The 21,487-nt window shown below is 66.8% G+C and carries 25 protein-coding genes; 10 read left to right on the forward strand and 15 right to left on the reverse strand.

What is annotated here, in order from left to right; genetic code table 11:
• The first annotated feature begins 215 nt into the window (after positions 1–215).
• The gene (locus VQ044_RS04725; protein WP_327623161.1) at positions 216–647 is read left to right on the forward strand and encodes a hypothetical protein; all 432 of its coding nucleotides are present in this window, start codon (positions 216–218) and stop codon (positions 645–647) included.
• On the opposite strand, the gene VQ044_RS04730 is transcribed toward VQ044_RS04725, so the two are convergent.
• Both VQ044_RS04730 and VQ044_RS04735 read right to left on the reverse strand, forming a co-directional pair.
• The gene (locus VQ044_RS04730) at positions 644–949 is read right to left on the reverse strand and encodes an urease subunit beta (RefSeq protein WP_327645590.1); all 306 of its coding nucleotides are present in this window, start codon (positions 947–949) and stop codon (positions 644–646) included. The genes VQ044_RS04725 and VQ044_RS04730 overlap by 4 nt on opposite strands.
• A gap of 152 nt (positions 950–1,101) precedes the next feature.
• A complete protein-coding gene (locus tag VQ044_RS04735) occupies positions 1,102–1,677 on the reverse strand; it encodes a HupE/UreJ family protein (protein ID WP_327645592.1) in 576 nt (191 codons plus the stop codon).
• 359 nt (positions 1,678–2,036) lie between these two features.
• On the opposite strand from VQ044_RS04735, the gene VQ044_RS04740 reads away from it, so the two are divergent.
• Positions 2,037–2,363: a hypothetical protein gene (locus VQ044_RS04740; RefSeq protein ID WP_331827645.1), complete on the forward strand. Its 327-nt coding sequence runs from the start codon at positions 2,037–2,039 to the stop codon at positions 2,361–2,363.
• A 47-nt stretch (positions 2,364–2,410) separates the two neighbouring features.
• Here the strand turns inward: VQ044_RS04740 and VQ044_RS04745 are convergent, their stop codons facing one another.
• From VQ044_RS04745 to VQ044_RS04775, 7 genes are all read right to left on the reverse strand, one after another.
• Positions 2,411–2,713: an urease subunit gamma gene (locus VQ044_RS04745; RefSeq protein ID WP_327645596.1), complete on the reverse strand. Its 303-nt coding sequence runs from the start codon at positions 2,711–2,713 to the stop codon at positions 2,411–2,413.
• A 171-nt stretch (positions 2,714–2,884) separates the two neighbouring features.
• Positions 2,885–3,091 (reverse strand): hypothetical protein, encoded by a 207-nt coding sequence (locus VQ044_RS04750; RefSeq protein WP_327650883.1) that lies wholly within the window; start codon positions 3,089–3,091, stop codon positions 2,885–2,887.
• 181 nt (positions 3,092–3,272) lie between these two features.
• Positions 3,273–4,085: a formylmethanofuran dehydrogenase subunit C gene (locus VQ044_RS04755; RefSeq protein ID WP_327645599.1), complete on the reverse strand. Its 813-nt coding sequence runs from the start codon at positions 4,083–4,085 to the stop codon at positions 3,273–3,275.
• Positions 4,082–4,990, reverse strand: a complete 909-nt coding sequence (fhcD, locus tag VQ044_RS04760) for a formylmethanofuran--tetrahydromethanopterin N-formyltransferase (protein ID WP_327645601.1) — start codon at positions 4,988–4,990, stop codon at positions 4,082–4,084. The genes VQ044_RS04755 and fhcD overlap by 4 nt, the downstream gene beginning before the upstream one ends.
• Positions 4,978–6,618: a formylmethanofuran dehydrogenase subunit A gene (locus tag VQ044_RS04765; RefSeq protein ID WP_327623156.1), complete on the reverse strand. Its 1,641-nt coding sequence runs from the start codon at positions 6,616–6,618 to the stop codon at positions 4,978–4,980. Before VQ044_RS04765 ends, fhcD begins: the two co-directional genes overlap by 13 nt.
• A complete protein-coding gene (locus VQ044_RS04770; RefSeq protein WP_327645603.1) occupies positions 6,612–7,730 on the reverse strand; it encodes a hypothetical protein in 1,119 nt (372 codons plus the stop codon). The genes VQ044_RS04765 and VQ044_RS04770 overlap by 7 nt, the downstream gene beginning before the upstream one ends.
• Before the next feature lie 77 nt (positions 7,731–7,807).
• The gene (locus VQ044_RS04775) at positions 7,808–8,179 is read right to left on the reverse strand and encodes a 4a-hydroxytetrahydrobiopterin dehydratase (RefSeq protein WP_327623154.1); all 372 of its coding nucleotides are present in this window, start codon (positions 8,177–8,179) and stop codon (positions 7,808–7,810) included.
• 81 nt (positions 8,180–8,260) lie between these two features.
• On the opposite strand from VQ044_RS04775, the gene VQ044_RS04780 reads away from it, so the two are divergent.
• The 7 genes from VQ044_RS04780 to fae all read left to right on the forward strand — a co-directional run bounded on the left by VQ044_RS04780 (position 8,261) and on the right by fae (position 14,876).
• Entirely contained in the window at positions 8,261–9,241 is a 981-nt protein-coding gene (locus tag VQ044_RS04780) for a beta-ribofuranosylaminobenzene 5'-phosphate synthase family protein (protein ID WP_327623153.1), read from the forward strand.
• 73 nt (positions 9,242–9,314) lie between these two features.
• A complete protein-coding gene (locus VQ044_RS04785) occupies positions 9,315–10,211 on the forward strand; it encodes an NAD(P)-dependent methylenetetrahydromethanopterin dehydrogenase (protein ID WP_327623152.1) in 897 nt (298 codons plus the stop codon).
• Between the two features lie 5 nt (positions 10,212–10,216).
• Positions 10,217–11,332, forward strand: a complete 1,116-nt coding sequence (locus VQ044_RS04790; protein ID WP_327645605.1) for an ATP-grasp domain-containing protein — start codon at positions 10,217–10,219, stop codon at positions 11,330–11,332.
• Entirely contained in the window at positions 11,329–12,300 is a 972-nt protein-coding gene (gene mch / locus VQ044_RS04795) for a methenyltetrahydromethanopterin cyclohydrolase (protein ID WP_327645606.1), read from the forward strand. The genes VQ044_RS04790 and mch overlap by 4 nt, the downstream gene beginning before the upstream one ends.
• The gene (locus tag VQ044_RS04800; RefSeq protein WP_327645608.1) at positions 12,293–13,240 is read left to right on the forward strand and encodes a RimK family alpha-L-glutamate ligase; all 948 of its coding nucleotides are present in this window, start codon (positions 12,293–12,295) and stop codon (positions 13,238–13,240) included. Before mch ends, VQ044_RS04800 begins: the two co-directional genes overlap by 8 nt.
• Entirely contained in the window at positions 13,237–14,121 is an 885-nt protein-coding gene (locus VQ044_RS04805; protein ID WP_327645609.1) for a triphosphoribosyl-dephospho-CoA synthase, read from the forward strand. The genes VQ044_RS04800 and VQ044_RS04805 overlap by 4 nt, the downstream gene beginning before the upstream one ends.
• A gap of 245 nt (positions 14,122–14,366) precedes the next feature.
• A complete protein-coding gene (fae, locus tag VQ044_RS04810; protein ID WP_327623147.1) occupies positions 14,367–14,876 on the forward strand; it encodes a formaldehyde-activating enzyme in 510 nt (169 codons plus the stop codon).
• Between the two features lie 151 nt (positions 14,877–15,027).
• Here the strand turns inward: fae and VQ044_RS04815 are convergent, their stop codons facing one another.
• Positions 15,028–15,726 (reverse strand): HisA/HisF-related TIM barrel protein, encoded by a 699-nt coding sequence (locus VQ044_RS04815; protein WP_327645611.1) that lies wholly within the window; start codon positions 15,724–15,726, stop codon positions 15,028–15,030.
• 74 nt (positions 15,727–15,800) lie between these two features.
• Between VQ044_RS04815 and VQ044_RS04820 the strand changes: the two genes are divergently transcribed.
• Complete coding sequence (locus VQ044_RS04820; protein WP_327645613.1) at positions 15,801–16,829, forward strand: hydantoinase/oxoprolinase family protein; 1,029 nt, start codon at positions 15,801–15,803, stop codon at positions 16,827–16,829.
• A gap of 100 nt (positions 16,830–16,929) precedes the next feature.
• Here the strand turns inward: VQ044_RS04820 and VQ044_RS04825 are convergent, their stop codons facing one another.
• The 5 genes from VQ044_RS04825 to VQ044_RS04845 all read right to left on the reverse strand — a co-directional run bounded on the left by VQ044_RS04825 (position 16,930) and on the right by VQ044_RS04845 (position 21,449).
• Complete coding sequence (locus VQ044_RS04825) at positions 16,930–17,505, reverse strand: DUF447 domain-containing protein (protein WP_327645693.1); 576 nt, start codon at positions 17,503–17,505, stop codon at positions 16,930–16,932.
• A 38-nt stretch (positions 17,506–17,543) separates the two neighbouring features.
• Positions 17,544–18,947 (reverse strand): DUF6513 domain-containing protein, encoded by a 1,404-nt coding sequence (locus VQ044_RS04830; RefSeq protein ID WP_327645615.1) that lies wholly within the window; start codon positions 18,945–18,947, stop codon positions 17,544–17,546.
• Between the two features lie 83 nt (positions 18,948–19,030).
• On the reverse strand, positions 19,031–19,672 hold the full coding sequence (locus VQ044_RS04835; protein ID WP_327645617.1) for an amino acid kinase family protein: 642 nt from the start codon (positions 19,670–19,672) through the stop codon (positions 19,031–19,033).
• A 182-nt stretch (positions 19,673–19,854) separates the two neighbouring features.
• Entirely contained in the window at positions 19,855–20,922 is a 1,068-nt protein-coding gene (locus tag VQ044_RS04840; protein ID WP_327645619.1) for a (5-formylfuran-3-yl)methyl phosphate synthase, read from the reverse strand.
• Positions 20,919–21,449: a DUF3280 domain-containing protein gene (locus VQ044_RS04845; RefSeq protein ID WP_327645621.1), complete on the reverse strand. Its 531-nt coding sequence runs from the start codon at positions 21,447–21,449 to the stop codon at positions 20,919–20,921. Before VQ044_RS04845 ends, VQ044_RS04840 begins: the two co-directional genes overlap by 4 nt.
• Between the last annotated feature and the right edge of the window lie 38 nt (positions 21,450–21,487).

Consider the following 21,487-nt stretch of genomic DNA (forward strand, 5'->3'; position numbering starts at 1 on the left):
GCCTGGTAGATGCCGGTGTGGTCGAGGGTCAGCGCTCCGCATCGTCCATCGCTGCCTCGCACCATTCCAGACCATAATTCGGTCGCGAAAGCCTGGCTTGCCCGATCTGTCGGGATCGCGCAGACTGCTGGCGCGTTCCTGGATGGTCCGCCCGTCATCAGCGCTCGCGCCTGTCGCCGGCCCCCCATCGCCCGTTCGCCGGAAAGGAGTTTTCCGTGTTTCGTTTCGCACTGCTCGCAACACTTCTCCTGCCGGCGGCGGCCTTCGCCCAGGCCTTCGATCCGGGCCCGATGGGAGACGTGCCGGGCATGTCGATGTCCGGCTTGCCGATCGTCGGCGCGCCGCAACCGCCAGCCGGTCCGCGCATTCCCGGCGCCCGAGTGTTCGGCGACACGGTCGAGGAGCGCGCCTATGGCCGCGACTTCGATGACAGCTATCTGCGGCCAGTCGTTCCCCGCTTCGGAGGCGGTGCGGACATGCCGAACGAGCTGCGAGCCATGGAGGGCCGCTCCGACCTCAACAGCGTCAATGCCGGTGCTTTTGCTCGCGGCGGTCCGGGCGCTATTGGCCGCAGCGCGGTGACGCGCGGACGCTCGCCGGGCTCACACCGCGCGATCATCCGGAGATCGCCGAAACCGACGCGTTAGAACGCGCCCATCACCTTGCCGTTGAAGCCATGGACCTTGCGCACCCCGCCGAGCGGCACCAGCGTCACCTCGCGCGTCTGCCCCGGCTCGAAGCGCACGGCCGTGCCGGCGGCGATGTCGAGGCGCATGCCGCGCGTCACCTCGCGGTCGAAGGCGAGCGCCGGGTTGGTCTCGGCGAAGTGGTAGTGGCTGCCGATCTGGATCGGCCGGTCGCCCGTATTGGCGACCTCGATCGTGACGGGAACCGCCCGTTCGTTGAGGACGATGTCGCCCGCCGCGGTGATGATTTCGCCAGGGATCATGACCAGTGACTCCAAAGCTTGCGGATACCGATTATGACGAGCACGGCCAGGAGAACAGGGCCGATCGCCATCAGATCATACTCCCCGACCGGTTGCGGTGCCCGCATGAATTCCGGCATGACATCTCCCCGCCGCCCGACGGTCGCGGACGATCAGCCGGCCATCAGATAGAGGCCGGCGCCGGCGGACAGCGCACCAATCGCCCGCAGGAGGATAGGGTTCGCCGTCCGGACCAGAGCGTTGCCGAGCAACAATCCGCCACCATGCAGCAGTGCCGTCGCCATCGCGAAGCCAAGGCCAAAGACTGCGGCCCCCGATGCGCCGAGTTCAGCACCATGCGCCGCCCCGTGAAACAGCGCGAAAGCGCCGACGATGGTCGCGGCGAGCGAATCCGGCAGCTTCACCGCCATCGCAATCAGCAGGCCGAGCGCGACGACCGAGGCAAGCACCACCGGCTCGACGAAGGGCAGCGCAATTCCGGCCACCGCCAGGGCGAAGCCGGCGCTCATCACCGTGACGAAGGCGAGTGGCACCGCCCACAACGCGCGGCCACCGATCATCGCCGCCCAGATTCCGACGGCGACCATGACCAGCACATGATCCCAGCCCAGCAGCGGATGGACGAAGCCGGTGAGCAGCGAGCCGTGCTCGGCCGGATTGATGTGGGCAAAGGCGGGGGCCGTCGCGGCGAAAAGCGAGGCGGCGATAAGAGAAAGGCGCTTGAGCATGATTGTCCCTCGTTTGGTCGACGGTCGCCCCGAATTGGGTCGCGTCCCGCCCGGCATTCGGCCGGGTTGCTGTGCGGAGCATGGAAGGCCGGAAAGCAGGTGTCAAAGGGTTTCTCATCGCCTTTCCCGCCTCGCGTCAAGGCACCACCAATCGCCGGTTGTCGGAAGGGTTTTGGAAACGATAAACCAAAGCCGGCGCGACAAGCGAGCAACTCTGGCAACCACCTTTCGTTATTGTCTCGGCAAGCCCGATTTTCGACGCCGCACATTGGCTCTGGAGGATCGAGGCCAGGCCGTTCCAGAGTTTCGACGCGCAACGATCGAAGCCAGACGGCCGGCAACAGAAGGGAGTCGACTTCATGCTGAGATCATTCGTGATCGCGGCGGTACTTCTTGCATGGACCGGATCGGCGGGGTCAGGCGACCCGGTCATGATTCGCACCGTGACCATGAACGGAATCGTCGGGACCGCGTACTATTCAACGGTCGAGCAGGGCTATCGCTTCATCGGCGGATCGCCGCGGAACGGCCTCGCCGCCGCTGATGCGACGATCGCGGTCTCATCGCTCGATGAAGCCGAGAATGCGGCCGCGAGCGACCCTTCGAGCATGACAATGCCGAAGACCAGCGCCTCGGACCCAGGTCAGGCCGGCGGGAACGACGAGGACGTACAACAGGGCAGCTGATCGATCGCCTGTATGGCTGGACGTTCGACCGCCCTCCGCGCCGATCCTCAGCGGATCGGTTCGTGAACCGTCACCAGCTTGGTGCCGTCAGGGAATGTCGCCTCGACCTGCACGTCATGGATCATCTCGGCAATGCCTTCCATCACCTGATCGCGGGTGATCACATGCGCACCCGCCTCCATCAGATCGACTACCGAGCGACCGTCGCGCGCACCCTCGACGACGAAGTCGCTGATCAGCGCGATCGCCTCCGGATGGTTCAGCTTGACGCCCCGCTCCAGCCGCTTCCGCGCCACGATGGCGGCCATGGAGATGAGCAGCTTGTCCTTTTCGCGCGGGGTCAGTTGCATCCGTCCATCCTTCGCCGGTCCGTCAGAGCGACCATACAAGCGGCGGGCCGTTCGCCAGAGCCGCTCAGATCGGCTGTTTGCGCTCATCCGGCCAGCCGCAGCGCCAGCTCGTGATCGTCCATTGCNCCGTCAGAGCGACCATACAAGCGGCGGGCCGTTCGCCAGAGCCGCTCAGATCGGCTGTTTGCGCTCATCCGGCCAGCCGCAGCGCCAGCTCGTGATCGTCCATTGCGGGTGATCGCCGGCCCAGGCCGCGACGTACGGCGTCGACAGCATCATGCATTGGGCGAGCGAGCCCCGGCTTTGGTAGGCGAGCCGCTCTTCCTTGCAGCTCGCGGGGTTGGATACCATGCAGACTGTCAGGATCAGGTCGATCATCATGTTCGTCGTTTCTCCCGAAATCGATGCGTCGGTACCCAGCCGCCATTGCCATATGACGAGTTACGGCGCCCGTCGGCGCTCGGATGCAAAGATTAGCGCGGGAACTGGTGATCTCCCAGAATTCCACTGTCGAAACAGGCGCTATGCCGCGATCGTGAACGGGAGGGTGGCGGTTATCCTAACCGAGCGGCAGGAAGATTTCGCCCTTGCCGAGAACCGCGGTGTCGCCGCCGATACGCCGCATCGGCGCGCCGTCGAAGGGTACAGGTCCCAGCTCGCCGGCTGCGAATTCCTGCGCCATCAGCTTGAGGATCAACAGATCCGCCGGGCCGTTGTCGAGAAAGGTCGGGGCCAGCCGTTCGGCGCCGCCGCAGAGGATCAGCGTGCCGCGCTTCATCAAGCGCCCCGGCGCGCCGCGCGCCAGACCGCCGACGACGAGGGTTCCGGCGATCATCCGGCTGCCGGCATTGTCGCCCACCGCGCCATCGACGACGATGGTGCCGCGGCGCATCCGGTCGGCCGCCCGCGCCCCGGCGCTGCCGCCGACCCGGATCGCGCCGCCGCGCATGCCGGCCATCTCGCCCGCCATCGGACCGCCAAGAAAATCGCCCGCGTCGCCACCGACCGACAGAAAGCCGCCGCTCATGCCAGACCCGGCGAGGCCGCCGACTAAACCTGTGACGGTCAGCCGCCCTCCGGCCATCAGCCGGCCGACGCGCCAGCCGGCGCCACCCTCGACATGGATCGCGCCGTCGTCCATCGCCTCGCCGATCCGGTCGAAGCGCTCGGACCCGCCCTCGAAGCGGATCGTCGCCGCGTCATTGCCGGACAACGCAAAGATATCGCCGACGGTCACCAGCTGCTTGGTCGTGCCGATCGGCAGCGCGGTGATTTCGGACAGGCTAAGATTCGCCAGATGGGCCGGCGTCAGGATCGACAGATCGAGACGCTGGTCCGGTTCCGCCGTCTTGCGGAAGGTCAGGCCGCTCATGGCACGAGATCCTTGAGGTGGAAGTGATGCGGGCCGAGATTGCCGCCGTAATTGCCGGCGCCGATCCTGAGCGCCCCCTCCTCCGTCCCGAGGTCGATGGCGGCTTGCAGCCCGGCCCGCATGGCGTCGGCCACCGCCTCGGCCGACAGGCCGTCGATGACGATTTCCAGAACCGAGCCGATCTCCGGCCCGAGCGCGGATTGGGTCACGCCCTTCAGCGTCGGGCAATAGGCCTCGTTGGTCGAGGCCATCATGCCCTTGTATTTACCGCCGACCTTGGAGCCGGAGCGCACGACGCCGCCCGGAAATGGCATGATCACGTCGGGCACAGCCCGCATCGCCGCGACGGCCGCTTCCGCGGCGGCGAGCGCCTGCCGACTGCCGCGCGCCATGAACAGGAGATTGCCGCCGCCGACGCCCTCCCTGGTAACGCCGGTCTTCGCCTCGCAGACGAATTCGCCCTCCATCACCGGCATGCGCCAGAAATGCTTGTCGCCGAATTTCTTGGATATTTGCCAGCCGTCGGCGAAATAGCGGATCGCCGAGCCGAGATCGATCTGCGTCTCGCCTTTCAGATCGGCGTAGCAAGCCGACGTCGGGCTGGTGAGAATGCATTGGCCGAGCCGGGTGCCGAGTTGCTTGGCCAGGCCTTTCGTATCCATCGCGAAGATCAGGATACGCACGCCCGGCCGCCCGTCGCGGGTCTCCTGTGGCGTCAGCAGCCGGTCGATCCCCGCCTCGCAGCCGCAGGCGATGACCGAGGTGGCAAAGCCGGTGAACGAGCGGGCGGCTTCCAGCGCCCATTTTTCGCTGTCGGCGGTCACTTGGATCGCTGTGGCGCGCATCGGAAAGGCTTCTGCGAAACTGTCGTCGATCGCTACGCCGTTGAAGATCATCTCCGGCATGGCACCACCTTGAACGGATCCTCGCGCCCGATCGCGTAGTCCGGCACTTCGAACCACCGCGCCGGCAGGCCGTAGCGCTCGTCGAAATAGGTCTCCAGACGCTTCGCCATCGCCTTGTCGGCCTCCGGACGCAGCGACAGGGTCCGCCCGGAGACACGATTGACCACCCGTCCGTCCTGCACGACGAGGGTCCCATCCTTGAAGACATAGGCGGCCCGGCCGAACATCGCCGCCTTGTCGTCACCGGGTCGGTAGACGGCGATATCGGCGATAGCGCCTTTGCCGAGATGGCCGCGATCGGCGGTGCCGAGCAGCCGCGCCGGCGCCGCGCGGGTCATGGTCGCGATTTCCTTCAGCGTATATTCGCGGGTGATCTCCGGCAGGATCGTCATTTCCAGCACAGATTTCGGCAGGGCTTCCAGCCAGCGCTGGCGCACGCCCCGGTCCATCAGCAGCGCGAAGATGTCCGGATAGGCGGTGAACGGGGCGCCGTTCGGATGGTCGGTGGTGAAGAACACCCGGCTCGGATCCTTGATCAGGAGAAACAGCTCCAGCCCGATCGCCCATTGCAGCGCGTTGAAATAGCTCGACTGCTTGTAGTCCATCGGCACGACGCCGCCGCCATTCGCCTCATGATCGAAGATCACCGATTTGCGCGGCTTCGCCTGGCCGCGACCGGCGAACTGTCGCAACTCGTCGGCGGAGACCGTTACCGTCTGTCCGAACATCACCTGGCCGATATCGACGGTAATTTCCTTCGTCGCGTTGACCAGTTCGGCGAGCCGCTGACCTTCCGAGGAGAACCGGCGAGTTCCCTCGGCGCCATAGCCGTAGAATTGCAGATGCGCCAGATGCAGCGGCAGACCCTCGGCCGCAGCGATGGTCGCCTCGGCCGCTGCGGCCGAATCCCCGGGAACGCCGAGATTGTTGCAGTGGACGTGCAGCGGGTGCGGAATGCCGAGGCCGGTCACCGCCGTCTGCAGCGTCTTGACGATCTTGCGCGAGGAGACGCCGTAGTCGGGCACCTCATCGTCGAAGCCAAACTGGCGGACATTCTCCTTGAAAGCGGCCGATCCGCCGGCATTGATGCATTTGACGCCAAGCGCGCGGGACGCCGAGACGGTCCAGGCGACATAGTCCGCGATGGCGCTCTCGCTCTCGCCGTCTCGGATCATCCCCATCAGGAAATCGTCGTTACCAAGAACGACGAGGGTCGCAGTGTCGATGATCGGGATGTCGGCGAGTTCGAGATGGGCATGCAGAGCCGACGACGGCGCCATCGCCGGCTCGACCACCGTGGTGAAACCCATTTCGGCGTAGCGCAGGCCGGTTTCCTCGGTCGTCCAGCCGACCTTTGACAGCGCCGTCGCACCCGGCCGCGACTGGAACGCACGGTGAAATTCCGGCAGCAGCAGCCGCGCCGTGTTCACATGCCCGCCGGCGATGTGGGAGTGGATGTCGATCGCTCCGGCCATGACGATCAGGCCCTTGCAGTCGATAGTTTCGCCGGGCACCCTGCCGTCGGCGGGCGGATCGACGATATGGCCGTCCTCGATGAAGAGATCGGCGACCACATCACGGCCGTTCGCCGGATCGACGATATGTCCGTCCTTGAGCCGCATCAGCATGGCGCCGCCTCGCCGAGCGCCGCCGCGATCGCCGACAGGATCTCGGCCGAGGGAGGGGCATCGCTTTCCGCGCTTGCAGGAACCGGTACGAAGCCGCCGAACGTCCCGTCGAAAAGAGCGCCATCATGATCGCGGCCGGCCAGGGCGACCTCGAAACCGATCTCGGGCGTATGGGTCCAGGCATCGCCGGGCGCGGTGACCGCGATTACCGGCACCCGTCCCGCCCATTCCGGCTCGGCGGCGTTCGCGCCGGCCAGAGCCGCGACATGGATGGCGAGATCCGCCTCGCCCGAGGCAACCAGCCGTCCGGCCTCGAACATCTGCGGATCGTGATCGGGAAACCCGCGCGCGAAGCTCGTGCGCAGGGGAAAGCCGGTCGACCAAGTCGTGGCGAGCGCCGCCGCATAGGCCTGCTCCGGACCGAAAACCGGCAGGCTGGTGAAGCGGGTCTCGGCATTGAGGTCGAAGACAAGGCCGGCGAGCATCTCGACTCCGAGACCATCCATCGCCGCGGGTGAGAAGATGGCGCAGCCGAAGGCAGCGCCCTTCAGCCATGCCGCGATCTCGCCTATCCGCTTCTCGGGCAACGGCCCGTCGCCGAACCGATGCCCGGCAAGCGCGGCCCTGATCATCGCGAGGGCGTCGACGATCCCCTCCCCGGGACAACCGACCCGTTCAACCGTGATCGCTTTCGGCAAGGGCGGGGCATCGGACGGCGCACCCAGCCACAGCGCCTGCCGCCCTCCGCCCTTTGTGCGACCGCCGAGATCCGGCCCGTTCGAGAACAGGAATTGCGGCAGGTCCGGCGCCGGGGCGAAAGCGTCCGGTCCGACGATCAGCACGCGGTCGGCGCGACGCCGGATTTCCGCGGGCGCGCCAAGCATCATGCCGCCGTCACGAAGCGCTGAAATCAGCGGATAAATCTCTTTCGACGTCGCGTGATCGATCGCGCCGCCGGCGACCCGGCAAAGCGTGATCGCCGCATTGATACCGGCGAGATCGGTAGCCAGTCCGGTAACGACGGGAAACCGGCTCCGGCCGATGCGATCAGCCGTCGCCCGGACCGCCTCCTCCATGGACACCGGCCGTCCATCGATCCATGCCTTGCGCAAGACGCTTCGCTTTCTGTGCCCGTCGCCCAAATCTACAGGCTTGCGGGAGAAGGTCAAAGCCGATCGCCCGCTCCGGCTTATTTCTTGTCGTATTTGATGTAGGCGAAGCGCGGATCGTCGGGCGTGCCTTGCAGCGGGCCGTCCTCCTTGCCCGGCTGCCACATCACCACCTCCTCGATCTTTTTGGCGAGGGCGAAGTCCGAATCGGTAATGCCCTTGGCGGCGTGGTTCATCAGCCGGATCTCCACCCAGGCATAGGATGCGGTAAGGTCCGGATGATGAAAGGCGGCCTCGGCCAAATGGCCGACCGTATTGATCACCATCAGCGTTCCCTTCCAGCCAGCGGTCTTGTAGGTGCGGCGAATCCAGCCCCCCTCCAACCGCCAGCTGGGCAGCTCCGCCTTCAACCGTTCCTCGACTTCCGCGTCCGAATAGGTCTTGGCTGCCATGGTTTTCTCCCTCGCTCCGACTTGCCCGATGGGCTCCAGTCGCAATAATAGGGTGCGGGCACCTCGAAAGCAGGGGACATCGTGACAGAAGACGTCGTCAGCGTCTCAGCGCCCGCACGCCTGCACCTGGGTTTCCTCGACCCGGGTGGCCAGTCGGGCCGTCGGTTCGGCGGCATCGGCCTCGCCCTCGACGCCCCATCGACGCGCCTGTCGATCCGCCGCGCCGGGCACGATCGTGTCGAAGGCGCTGACGCCGAACGAGCGGCGGAGCATCTCGGCGCCATGCGCCGTCATCTCAGCCTCGACCAGACTCACGAGATAACGATCGACGAAACCATTCCCGCCCATGCCGGACTCGGTTCCGGGACGCAGCTGGCGCTCGCCGTCGCCGCCGGCGTCAGGGCACTCGAGGGCTTTCCGACCGATTTTACCGGCGATGCCACCCGGTTGGGACGCGGCAATCGCTCTGGCCTGGGGGCGGCGTTCTTCAACCAGGGCGGGCTTGCCGTCGACGGCGGCAAGGGCAGGCAAGACCGGCCACCACCGATCGTCTCGCGCTTTGCCTTCCCGACGGACTGGCGGGTCATCCTCGTTCTCGACCCGAACAGTCAAGGATTTCACGGCGCCGATGAAATCGCTGCCTTCGACGCCCTGCCGCCGTTCCCGGAAAGCGAAACGGCGGAAATCTGCCGGCTGGTGCTGATGGAGACGCTTCCGGGCCTCGCCGAACAGGACATCGCTGCCTTCGGCGCCTCCGTCGCGACCATTCAGGAAATGGTCGGCGGCCACTTCGCGCCAGCCCAGGGCGGCGTCTTCACCAGCCCGCGCGTCGCCCGCGCCTGCACCTTTTTGGCCGCCGCCGGGGCTCACGGGATCGGCCAGAGTTCCTGGGGGCCGACCGGCTTCGCATTTTCGGCATCGTCGCAAGAGGCCGAGCGGCTCGTTGCAGCGGCGCGGGCCGAAGGCGCCGCGCATGACCTCGACACCCGCATCGTCGCGGGACGCAATCACGGCGCCAGCGTCGAACGCGCTTCGCGCCACCAACTGGCGGGCACCGGCTAGGCCGCGGCGAAGCGGCGAGATCCGCCCGGCCATTCGACCGGGCGAACGACAACGAATTTCTGGAGGAACGGGAATGACCGAGAAGAACATTCTTCACATGCTCACCCCGCACAAGCATGTCAGCCCGTTCGACGTGAACATGGCGCTCGACGCCGGCTATGACGCGGTCGTGCCTTACGAAAACGTCGAACTCGCCGAGATCGCCGATCTCGTCCAGGACGTCATCTTTTCGCGCCCGCCGAAATGGGGAGCGGCGTCGGGCCTTTTCTTCGGCGGCAACGACGCGATCCTCGCCCTCGACATGATCGACGCGGCCAAGAAGGCGCTGGTGCCGCCCTTTGGCGCCAACCTCTTCGCGGATCCCGCCGGCTCCTTCACCACGGCGGCGGCGATGGTCGCCTGCGTCGAGAAGCTGCTGAAGGACAAGAAGGATCGGTCGTTGAAGGACACTTCGATCGCCGTCTTCGGCGCCACCGGCGTCGTCGGCTACTCGGCCGCCGTCATCGCCGCCCTCGAAGGCGCCAAGGTGACGATCGTCGGCTATAGCGGCCTCAAACGCGTCGAGGATCGCGCCCAGGAAATGAAGGATCGTTTCGGCGTCGCGGTGAACGCCGCAGACGGCTCCGACACGGCGAAGCAGAACGCCATCGTGAAAGACGTCGAGGTGGTCCTTTCCGCCGCCAAGGCCGGGGTTCGCGTGCTCGACGCTGCCCAGTTGAAGCAGGCGTCAGGGCTCCTCGTCGCCGCCGATGTCAACGCCGTTCCGCCCTCCGGCATCGAGGGGATCGACGTCATGGACAACGGCAAGCCGATCAGCGGCACACAGGCGCTCGGCGTCGGGGCGCTAGCGATCGGCAACGTCAAATATCAGACCGAATCCGGCCTGTTCAAACGCATGATCGAGGCCGACGAGCCGCAGATCCTCGATTTCCGCGACGCCTTCACCCTTGCCCGAACGCTGGTCAAGTAATCGACATGACCCGCCCGACCGTCCTGGTCGCCGCCTTCTCGGCCCGGCAGATCGCCGCGAGCGCGCGGCGCGCCGGCTACGACGCGCTGGCTGTCGATTTTTTCGGCGATCTCGATCTGAAGGAAAGCGCCCTTCGTGGCGAGGTTCTGCGCGGCCATTACCCGGACGGCTTCGACGGCGGCGATCTTCTGGATGCGCTGGACCGGTTGGCGAAAGGCCAGTCGCCGGTCGGCTTCGTCTACGGCGCCGGCTTCGAGGACCGGCCGGAGCTGATCGAGGCGATCGCGGCGCGCTGGCCGCTGCTCGGCAATGACGCCGCCACCGTGCGGACGCTGAAGGATCCCGAGCGCTTCGCCGCGCTCTGCGCCGAGGCCGACATTCGCCATCCCGAAATTCGCCGGGAGCCGCCTGAGGACGCGTCCCATTGGCTGTCGAAGCAGATCGGCGGTGCCGGCGGCAGCCATGTGCAACCGGCCGCTAGCGCGCCGCCGGCGGCAAACCGCTATTTCCAGCGCTTCGTCGCCGGCGAGCGGTGGTCAGCCGGCATCGTCGCAGCCGGCAACAAACTCGCTCTGCTCGGCTTCACCCGGCAATGGGCGGCGCCGTCGATCGCCGAGCCGTACCGCTATGGCGGCGCGGTCGGCCCCCTGCAGCCTCCAGAACCGTCCGGTCAAGACATGCTGGCCCAGATGCAACGCCTCGTCGCGCGCGTCCCTCTCACCGGGCTCTGCAGCGTCGACTTCGTGCTCGCGCCCGACGGGCCTGTACTGCTCGAGATCAATCCGCGCGGCGGCGCCACCATCGACGTCTTCGACACCGACAGCGAACCGCTGTTCGGCCTGCATCTCGGCGCCTGCCGGGGCCGATTGCCGGAGCGCTTCGCCGGCCCGCGTCAGGTGCGCGCCACCGGCCTTGCCTGGGCGGACGCGGATGTGACGCTGCCGGAGCACTTCGTCTGGCCGGACTGGACGCGCGACCGGTCCGCCCTGCCGGTCGTGTTCCATGCCGGCCAGCCGCTTTGCACGATCGTCGCCGAGGCGGCGAACCCGGCCGCGGCGCGGGCGCTGTTCGACAGTCGCGTCGCCGACATGCAAGAACGAGTGCGGAGGAGAGCGGCATGAGCGGCGCGCAGAGGCTATCGGTGAACCAGGGGGTGGTCCCAATGGTTGCGGCGATGAAGACGCAGGCCGCCGAACTCAGGCTCGCCATCGCGATCGGCGCGGCCGGCGAGACCCTGATCGACGCCGGCGCGTCGGTTCCCGGCAGCCTGGAGGCCGGCCGACTGATCACCGAGATCTGTCTCGGCGGCCTCGGCACCGTCAGCTTCGAGGCCTCACCCCATCTTGCGCGCTGGCCGTTCACCTTGACGGTCCGCTCCTCGCAACCGGTTGTGGCCTGCCTCGGCAGCCAATATGCCGGCTGGCAGCTGACCAGCGGCGCCGGCGAGGATTCCTATTTCTCGATGGGCTCGGGTCCGGCGCGGGCGCTCGCCGGCAAGGAGGAATTGTTCAAGCACATCGCCTATGCCGACCGCGGCGACATTGCGACATTGGTGCTCGAAGCGTCAAGCCCGCCGCCGGAGAAGCTGGTCCGCCAGATCGCCGCGGATTGCGACGTCGCGCCGGACAATCTCGTTATCATTTTCGCGCCGACCCAGAGCCTCGCAGGCTCGGTGCAGATCGTCGGCCGCGTCGTCGAAGTCGCCCTGCACAAGGCGCATGAGCTGAAATTCGACCTGTCGCGCATCGTCGAGGGCATGGGCACCGCCCCGCTCAGCCCTCCACATCCGGATTTCGTGACAGCGATGGGCCGCACCAACGACGCGGTAATCTATGGCGGCCGCATCCTCCTCCACGTCACCGGTCCCGCCGACGACGCCAAGGCCCTCGCCGAGCAGCTTCCGAGCAGCACATCCAAGGACTACGGCACGCCCTTTGCGGAGATCTTCCGCCAATACAAGGGCGACTTCTACCAGATCGACCCGATGCTGTTTTCGCCGGCCGAAGTCGCGGTCGTGGCATTGGAGACCGGCGAGACATTCAGAGGCGGCGCGGTCGATCCCAAGCTCGTCGATGCGTCCTTTGATTGATGCACCCTCCCTGGGACCGGTGCGGATCCTGCTCGTCACCGCGCAGGTTGACCGCCATGCCCGCGAGTTGATCCAAGCATTCGGTAATCTTGGAGCGCAGGTCAACACGACGGGTCTCGCCGAGATCGGCTTCGACACCGGCTCGGCCAGCGGCCTCGCCATCCCGCATTTCGGCGGAAGCCTTCCCGACGCGGTCTGTGTGCGCACCATGGATGCCGGCAGCTTCGAGCAGGTGACGCGTCGGCTTGGGGTGCTGCACGCCCTCACCCGGCTGGGAGTCCTCGTGTCGAACGACGCGCGGGCGATCGAGAACTGCGTCGACAAGTCGATGACCAGCTTCCTCATCGCCCGCGCCGGATTGCCGAGCCCGCGCAGCTTCGCTGTCGAGACCCGCGCCGAAGCCTTGCGGATCATGGCGGCCGAGGCCGACCCGCTGGTGCTGAAGCCGCTGTTCGGCGCGCAGGGCAATGGGCTGAAGCTGATCCACACCGCCGACGATCTGCCGGGGGCCGAGGAAATTGCCGGCGGCGTCTACTACCTGCAGCGCTTCGCCGGGGTCGAAACGGCCGGGCGCTGGAGCGACGTGCGCATCCTCGTCTCGGCCGGCCGCGCCGCCGCATCGATGCGGCGTCAGGCCGCCAGCTGGATCACCAACGTCAAGCAGGGCGCCGAGCCGATGCCGATGCCGCCCGACGGTGACCTCGAGGCCCTCGCGGTCGCCGCCACCGAGGCCGTCGGCGGCGATTTCTGCGGCGTCGATCTCCTGCGCGACGCGGCTGGACGCGCTCAGATCATCGAGGTCAATTCGATGCCCGCCTGGACTGGGTTAAAAAAAGCCACCGGCTGCGATCTCGCCGCGATCCGCGCGCGCGATCTGCTGGCGCAGGTTGAAGCGCGGCGTGCGGCGAGCGCCTTTAGGCCTCTGTCGGCAGCAGAATGAGCATCAAACCGGTCATGATCGAGGCGGCCTTCCTTGCCGCATGCCGGGCCGAGCTGGACGCAGTGAAACCGGGCAACGTCCACCGCTTCGCCCCCGGCCATGGCATGAGCGCCACCACCTTCGAGGCCGCAGCCCTCGCGGCGGCCCCCTTCATCGCGATGGCCGGCGCCAGCGTGGGCGCCCGCGCGCTCGGTGCCACCGAGGCAAGCTGGGCGGCGACCGGCATGAACACCAATCTCGGCATTCTGCTCCTCGCCGCCCCGCTCGCCGCGGCAGCCGAGATCGCTGACGATGTCTCCGCAATGTCTGGTTCAAGCCTCGGCGCGCTTCGCCGAGCACTGGAAGCCGTCCTTGCTGATCTCGGGCCGCAGGACGCGCGAGACGTCTTCACGGCGATCGCGCGCGCCTCTCCCGGCGGCCTTGGCAACCGGGGTACCCACGACGTCCGCTCACCACCGTCGATTGGTTTGATAGACGCCATGCGCCTCGCAGAGGCGGACGATCTCGTCGCCCGGCAATATGCCAACCGATTTCGCGAGATTTTCGACATCGGAGTTGCCGCGATCGCCGCTTCCGGCCGAACCGGAGAAACATCTCCGGGACGCAGCCCAGCCCTCGATTGTTTTATTGCCTTCTCTACCCGATTTCCCGACAGCCATATCCTGCGCAAATTCGGGCCAGACGTGGCCGAATCCATACGGATACGAATGGACGAATTCGCCAAGCGATTGAGCCAAGAGACAAATCCGGATGCGGCCTCCGCCCTCCTTCTGGGCTTCGACGCAGAACTGAAGCGCGAAGGCATCAACCCCGGCACTTCGGCCGACCTGACCGTCGCCAGCCTTTTCGCGAGGAGCCTTGCGGAAGCCGGGCGGTGGTGATTGACTGTCGTTCATAGGGGGCCATTTGACCCTTTTGCTATCTGGCTAACCGGTCCCGTGCGGGACGCCGCCAACAAGGATAGCCGTATGCCGGACCTGTCGTGTCCGGCGACCGGGAGGAGGAACGGTCGTGCGGCCTAATCCAGGCGCGTGGATAAGTTCGCCTTTTCGGGAATCGGAAGTTCTTTAACCGGGCCGGCGGCGACGCCGGACCAGTTAGCAGCCTATTTGTGGAGGAATAGCTCATGGCAACCATCAACAAGGTCATGGTCGGCGAATCGCTCGTCGGCGAAGGCAACGAAGTCGCCCATATCGACCTCATCATCGGACCGCGCGGCAGCGCGGCGGAGTCGGCGTTCTGCAACTCGCTGACCAACAACAAGGACGGCTTCACCACGCTGCTCGCGGTCGTGGCCCCGAACCTTCCGTGCAAGCCGAACACGGTGATGTTCAACAAGGTGACCATCAAGGGCGCCAAGCAGGCCGTCCAGATGTTCGGCCCGGCCCAGACCGCCGTTGCGCGCGCCGTAGCCGACTCGGTCGAAAAGGGCATCATCCCGGCGGCCGAGGCCGACGATTTGTTCATCTGCGTCGGCGTCTTCATCCACTGGGAAGCCGAGGACGACGCGAAAATTCGCGATTATAACTATCAGGCCACGATGGAATCCATCGAGCGCGCCATCAAAGGCACGCCGACGGCCCAAGAAGTCGTTGCCAAGAAGGGTACGGCGTCGCATCCGTTCGCCGGGGCTTAGACAAGAGACCATCCCGGAAAAGACGACAAGCCGGCGATGCCCGCCGGCCTTCTCCGGCGATTGGCCGCCAAATTCGGTTTCCAGTAGAGACCGACCTTCCAAGGAAGCGAACAACAGGAAAAGGGGCCCATGCGGCCCCTTTTCGCTGCCCTCAGCGGTAAAAGCGCCGCAGCGCCTCCGGCGACAACCGTCCGTCGTGCAGCGCCGTCGACACCAGCGCGCCGGCGATCCCGGCTTGTTCCAGCGCTTCGATATCCTCCGGCCCCCTGATGCCGCCGGCCGCGTAGACTGCCCGTCCCTCAGCGCGAGCGATGATCGGGCCGAGGCGAGCAAGGTCCGGCCCCGCGCCGCTGCCGACCCGCGCCAGCGTCATGACGATCACCCGGTCCGGCCAAAGCGTCGTATCTTGGAGAATCTCCGGCGGCCCCAGGAACGCGTCACCCCTGAAATCCAGCGACAGGATGACCCGCTTCGGGCGGGTGAGTGCCGCAAGGGCCGCGGCGTCCGCGATCGATTCGGTGCCCATCACCGCGTGCTGGCGCGGCGCCCGTTGCAGGCGTTCGGCGCCGGCCGCGGTCCGCAGGCCGGCGTCGACCCAGAATTCCGTGTCCGGAAAGGCCTCGCCCAGCGCGGACAACACGGTCGCGTTCGGCGGCCGCCCCTCGATCGCGTCGAGGTCGGCGACATAGAAGGCGGAAAAGTTCCCCAGTGCCGCCAAACCCTTGGCCACCGCGACGGGATCGGCACTGTCGCTGAGCGGGGTTTCGATCAGCCGGTAGGCCTGGCGATCGCCCATGACCCCGCGCACGACGAGACCGCCCATGATGTCGAGCACCGGAATGATCCGCATGAAAGCCCTCGGGTCGCATCGTTCGAACATTCGATGGTATAGGATGGCGCGTATCAGAGGCGGGCGGAAATAGCATGACAAGAACGCTGGGTTGGGACGTTGGCGGCGCGCATCTGAAGGCGGCGCTGGCCGAGGGGGACCGCGTCCTCAAGATCTGGCAGGAGCCCAGCCCGATCTGGCAGGGCCTCGCGCATCTCGATCGGGCTCTCGCGACCATTCTCGACGAGGTCTCCGGCGTCGAGCGCCACGCGATCACCATGACCGGGGAACTGTCCGATATCTTCGCCTCGCGTCGGGAGGGCGTCGAGCAGCTGACCCGAGTCTTCACCGAGCGGTTATCCGGCGACATCTCGCTCTATGCCGGAGCGACGGGCTTCATCTCGACAGGCGATTCCGGCGCCCATGCCGCCGAGATCGCCTCGGCGAACTGGCATGCCAGCGCGGCGCTCGCTGCCGCCTCGATCGAGGAAGCGCTGTTTCTCGACATGGGCTCGACCACGACGGACATCGTGCCGGTCAGCGACGGCCACGTCCGCGCCCGCGGCTTCACCGACCGTGACCGCCTCGTTCACGGCGAGCTGGTCTACCAAGGCTATACCCGCACCCCCCTGATGGCGGTGGAAAAGCGTGTCCCCTTCGCCGGTCGGTCGATCCCGGTGATGAACGAGTCCTTCGCCACGATGGCCGACGTCCAGCGCGTCATCGGCATACTCGACGAGGTGGACGATCTGCATCCGGCCGCCGACAATCAGGAAAAGACGGTCGACGCCTCACGCCGGCGCCTCGCCCGCATGGTGGGCATGGATGCCGCGGATGCTGGCGACGGCGCCTGGGAATGGCTCGCTCACGCCTTCGCCGAGGCGCAGATGCGGCACATCCACGACGCGGCGTTGCAGGTGTTGTCGCGCGAAGACCTGAGCGACGACGCGCCAGTGGTCGTCGCCGGCGCCGGGCGGCCGGTGTTGCGCCGTCTCGCGGCCCGCCTCGACCGCGGCGTCGTCGACTTCTCCGATCTCTTCGACTGCCCGGGCGAAATGCGCGACGACATCTGCCGCACCGCTCCGGCGGCGGCACTGGCGCTGTTGGCCGAAAGTCGCGGCTGAGCCGGCCAGCGTTCGTCACCTGATCGACGTCTCGGCCGGCGTGCTCGCGAGCCCGCCGGCCGGTCATCTCCGTGGCCCGGGGGCTACGGGCGCCCGCCGATCATCTTTCACCTTCGACCTCAGCGAGATGATCGATCACCTTCTCCAGCAGCCAGTACCAGGCCTGTTCCTCATCGGGGCCGGCGGTCTTGTCGATGACGATCTTCAGATAGGCGATCTCGTCCTCGATCTTCTCGGCCGGCAGCATTTTCAGCCGGCTCACCAGGATCGCCGCCTCCAGCACCGCCGCCTTGGCCCGGTTCATCCCCTGGAACGGCCGGTGCTGACCGGAGGCCGCGACCCCGCAGGTAAACCGCGGCCTCTGCTCGTCCGGTGTGACGGAGACGACTTCCAGAACGTCATGAGAGAGCGCGGCTTCGAGCCGCGGCACCTTGCAGCCGTCGATTGGCGCCAGCGGCCAGTCCTTGCGACCGGTCAGGCATCCGGCGAAGATCTTCACCTCGTCGGTGTAGTTGACGACGGCGACGCCGGTCGCCTCCAGATTGGCCAGCGTCGTCGACGGGCGGAACGGCGCGATCACCCAGCCCTCGCCGTCCTGGATAATCCCGAGCGGCGCGATGTGGACATCGCCCGAGGCGGAGCAGGTGGTCAGGATGGTCTCGCGGATATAGGGCATCGGAACTCTCTGCATGGAAACCGTGACGCGGTCGGCCGCTACGATGATGGCGTCTTTTTCGCCTTTAGCGTATGCCCCGCCGCTTCGAGCTTAGTCCGATCCGCCTCCGGTCGCGGCGCGGCAACGCCGAAATCGATCGGCCCGTCCTGGGCGTAGCGCTTGCCCAGCCGCCAGGCGATCTCCGCCTTCTGCAACTCGGCGCCGAGATAGAAGGCGTGGCCGACGTCGCCCTCGACCGCGATCTTCGGGAAAAGCTCGAACGCGTCGGTTGCGATGAAATGGCCATCGCGGTTGTACAGATGGATACCGTCCTCGGCGGTCTCGATCCGGTAGTTGCGATCCTTGATCGCCGCCGCCTGCTCGGCAAGCTCGTCGGGCGTCGACGCGAACGGCTTGACGTCATGCACCTGCAACAGCGCCTTGGAATAGCCGCGCGGCAACGCCCCGTCCGCGCGGGCGGCAAAGAGCATTCGCCTTGCCGCGTCGTGCTCTGCGATCGTCTGGCGCGTGTGCGAACTGACATGGACGACGAGGAGGTTGCGGATTTCAAGCTCCGAGCAGATGCCGAGTAGCGTCGCGGTGATCCCCGACGTGTCGGCGTCGGTGAGCTCGGTAAGGTTGCCGGTGCCCATCAGGATGTCGACGTCCGGATAGGCTTCACGCAGACGATGGTAGCGGACCAGCGAGTCGGCAAAGCCGAAATGAATAGGATCGAGGATCGGGTCGGCGATGAAAGCGATGCCCATGTCCCGCGCCGCGGAGATCGCGCGTTCCAGCGAGGCAACGTCATGGGGCCGGGCCGGCACGAGGATCGGCACGGCGTCGCCTTCGCCGGCGATCGCCAGCGTCTCCTCGGTCAGGGACAGGAGGAAGTCCGCCCCCGCCCTGTTGCCGCGCGCAAGCTCGTCCGGATCGGCGGAATCGACGCTGACACGGTGGCCCTCGCCCTTCAGCGCCAGCACCGCGTCTTCGAGATGCGCGAAGGGCGTATCGGGCAAGCAGCCGAGGTCGATGACGTCGGCGCCGGCCGCCCGCATCGCCTCCGATCTCAGGACGATCTCGTCCACGGACAGCGCCGAGGCATCGACGATTTCGGCGAAGATACGCATGTCGTGCCGCGACAGATCCGGCGGCGCGCCCTTGCGACCGAGAAAGGCCGGCAGGTCGGCGAGTTCGTCCGGTCCGCGCACGAAAGGGATCCTGAAGTGTTGGGAGAGGCGGTCCAGATCCGCCCGGCAGCGGCCGGGAAGGATGACGCGATCCGCCACCACCGGCTGTTGCAGTCGCCGCGCGATGATCTCGCCGGTGGCGAGCGCCGCGACCTTCACCCCGATATCGGCGATCGCCCAGTCGAATTCGGTCGCACCGAGCCCTCGCAGCAGGCGCTCGAGCCGTGGCCGCGCCAGATGTCCGGTCAGAAAGAGCAGCTTTTCGCGCGCCATGCCCGGCTATGTCGACCATTCCGGCGCGGTTGCAAAGCCGCCGGGCGGGCGTAGCGCCAAGCCCGGATCGTCGGGGCTTCGCCTCACCCGGCGTTTGCCGCCACGAGTACGCGCCGCCGCATCACAGGATGCCCGGGAATTTCTCCCTCGGCCAGGCGTACGCCGGCAAGACTGAGATCCGCCGGTCCGGCGACATAGACGTCGGTTGCCGGATCGAGCAACTCGGTGAAACACTCGTCGACGATCTGTGCCCCGGCAAGAGCGTCGATGGTGGCGTTTTCCGGCAAATCGATCTGTTTGAACAGGCAAAGCCGTGCACCGGGAAGCCGTCCCGCCAGCCAGGCGGCAAGACTATCCGAGGTCACGCTCCAGTTTTTGGGGATCTCCGGCGCCGAAAGCACCAGCTGGCGCGGCATCCAGACCGGGATGTCGCCGCGTTCGAGCGCCGCCATGATCGCGGCCTCGTCCGCCGCCTTCACCATCCGCCTGCCGAGACCGACGAGCGCGCAGCCGAACTGCTCCATCGCGAGGATCGCCATCTCGTGCGCCGCCTCGTCGCCGAAGCCCATGCGCGGCTGGTAGCGCCTGACGGCATTGGCGAAGGGCCCTCCGCCCGGCACGACGACGATCGGCAACCCCGCCTGCTCGATCGCCGCCACCCACCGCGCCAGATCAGGCGACGCCGCGCAACTACCACCGATCTTGACGACGAGAATGTCCTTCATGCCTTGCCACCTGCCCTTCGGATGCGTCTCTCCCAGGTGGAATGCCGATCGGATTCCACCCCATGTGCCTTGACGGCCTTGACTGGCCGCTCTGATCGTTGGCGAACGCCGAGGCGCTCAACCGCAAGATGACAAGAGAACGACGCTTCGCCGCCGCTGTAAAGCCCTGATTTTGAATGGCCCTACCCGGTCGGTCCGGCGCGGCGGCGCGTCACCGCGATCCCGACGGCGCCGGGGCCGAGTTCGAGCTTTTCGACCCGCACCGTCACTTCCCGCACCCGAGCATCGCCCAAGAGGGTATCGGCGAGTTCCAACGCCAGCGTCTCGACGAGGTCCGTATGCCCGCGCGCGGCGAGGCTGCGGATCGCGTCGATGATCACGTCGTAGGAATAGATCTCGGCCATGCTCCGGGCGCCTGCGACGATCGGCTCGATCTCGGCCTCGACGGAAAAGCGCACCTTTTGCGTGCGGCCGCGCTCATGGCCGTAGGCGCCGACTTCCATCGGCAGGGTGAAGTCGCGCACGAAAATAAGGTCGCCGGCGACAGCGGTCGACGCGACACTCCTTGAGGCGTCTTGCTCCGCCGGGATCAGCGCGCGGATCGCCCGGACCGCCTGAAGATCAACCGGCCCGTCCCGCGGGCCAGCCGTCAGGGCGCCGCGAAAGCCGAGATAATCGGGCTGCAGCACCGCCAGCCGCGGCACATCCGGCGGCTCCAGCGAGCCCGCGAGCCCGGTCAGCAGACCGAGCCCCCGCGCCTTGGCGACGAAATCCCCCAGCTCGGCCAGCGACAGATACTGAAGCAGTCCGCCGCTCGACTTGCCGATCGTGTCGATCATAGCGCCGGCAAATCCCGCCTCGGCCAGCACCGGCAGCAGCGTAAAATCCGGGTCGCCATCGGCGAAGAACACCGCTATCAGCCGGGTGCGCGAGGCCGGCTCCCGCAGTGCCTTGATGACGGTCAACCGCTCCCCCCGACTGGCCGGAAACAGGCCGATCTTCACATAGTCGGCCGTTTGCCGCGCTTCGACCGCGCGCCGGACGACGTCCGGCTGCATCGGCAGGTCGCCGGCCACCGCCGAGACCGGCCGCCGGCCGGCGACGGCCCGCAGCGTCGCATCGAGGACGGCTGGCGACACCGCGCCGAGCGCGCCTTGCGCCGGGTCCTTCAGATCGACGAGATCGGCGCCGCCTTCGATGACGATCTCGGCCTCCTCGGGGCCGGTGACGCTCGCCAGCAGGCGGATCAAGGCGCGGCCTCGAACTGCTTCTTCAGGACGTTCTTCCACAGATAGGCGACCCCCCGCCGCCAGCTTTCGTCGGTGTTGGAGCGAATATCGGCGCTGCCGCGCGCGATCGGCTGGCCGGTCTTCACGTCGAAGGCATAGGCGTTGATGTTGAGAATGAGGTTCGACACCTTCTGGACGGTGCCGGTGACGGCGATGTCGGCGCCGAGCGTCTTGGCGAAGCTCAGCGCGCAGTTGCCGCAGCTTTCCAGATTCTGCGCCAGCGCCTTGTCGCGCACCGGCGCGATGTCGACGCTGGCATAGCCGGCGAGCGTGTCGATGTTCCCTCGCAGAGCCGGCGCCATGGTTTCAAGCCGGGCCTGCTCGTCCGGGTTCTGGCCGATCATCGAGCCTTCGAGGCTGGAATCGATCAGTTCGAAATCGAACACGGCAACAGTCTTTTCCGCCGCGAAGGCGGGAGCGGCCAGGAGCAGCGCCAGAACAACGGGAAAAAGTCGCGCTTGTCTCGGAATGCGGGGTCCGTAACACATGAAAGCTCTCGTCTGTCTGATCCGGCGCCCAGCCTCGG

The organism is Aurantimonas sp. C2-5-R2, assembly GCF_036549495.1.
GTDB classification, from domain to species: domain Bacteria; phylum Pseudomonadota; class Alphaproteobacteria; order Rhizobiales; family Rhizobiaceae; genus Aurantimonas; species Aurantimonas coralicida_A.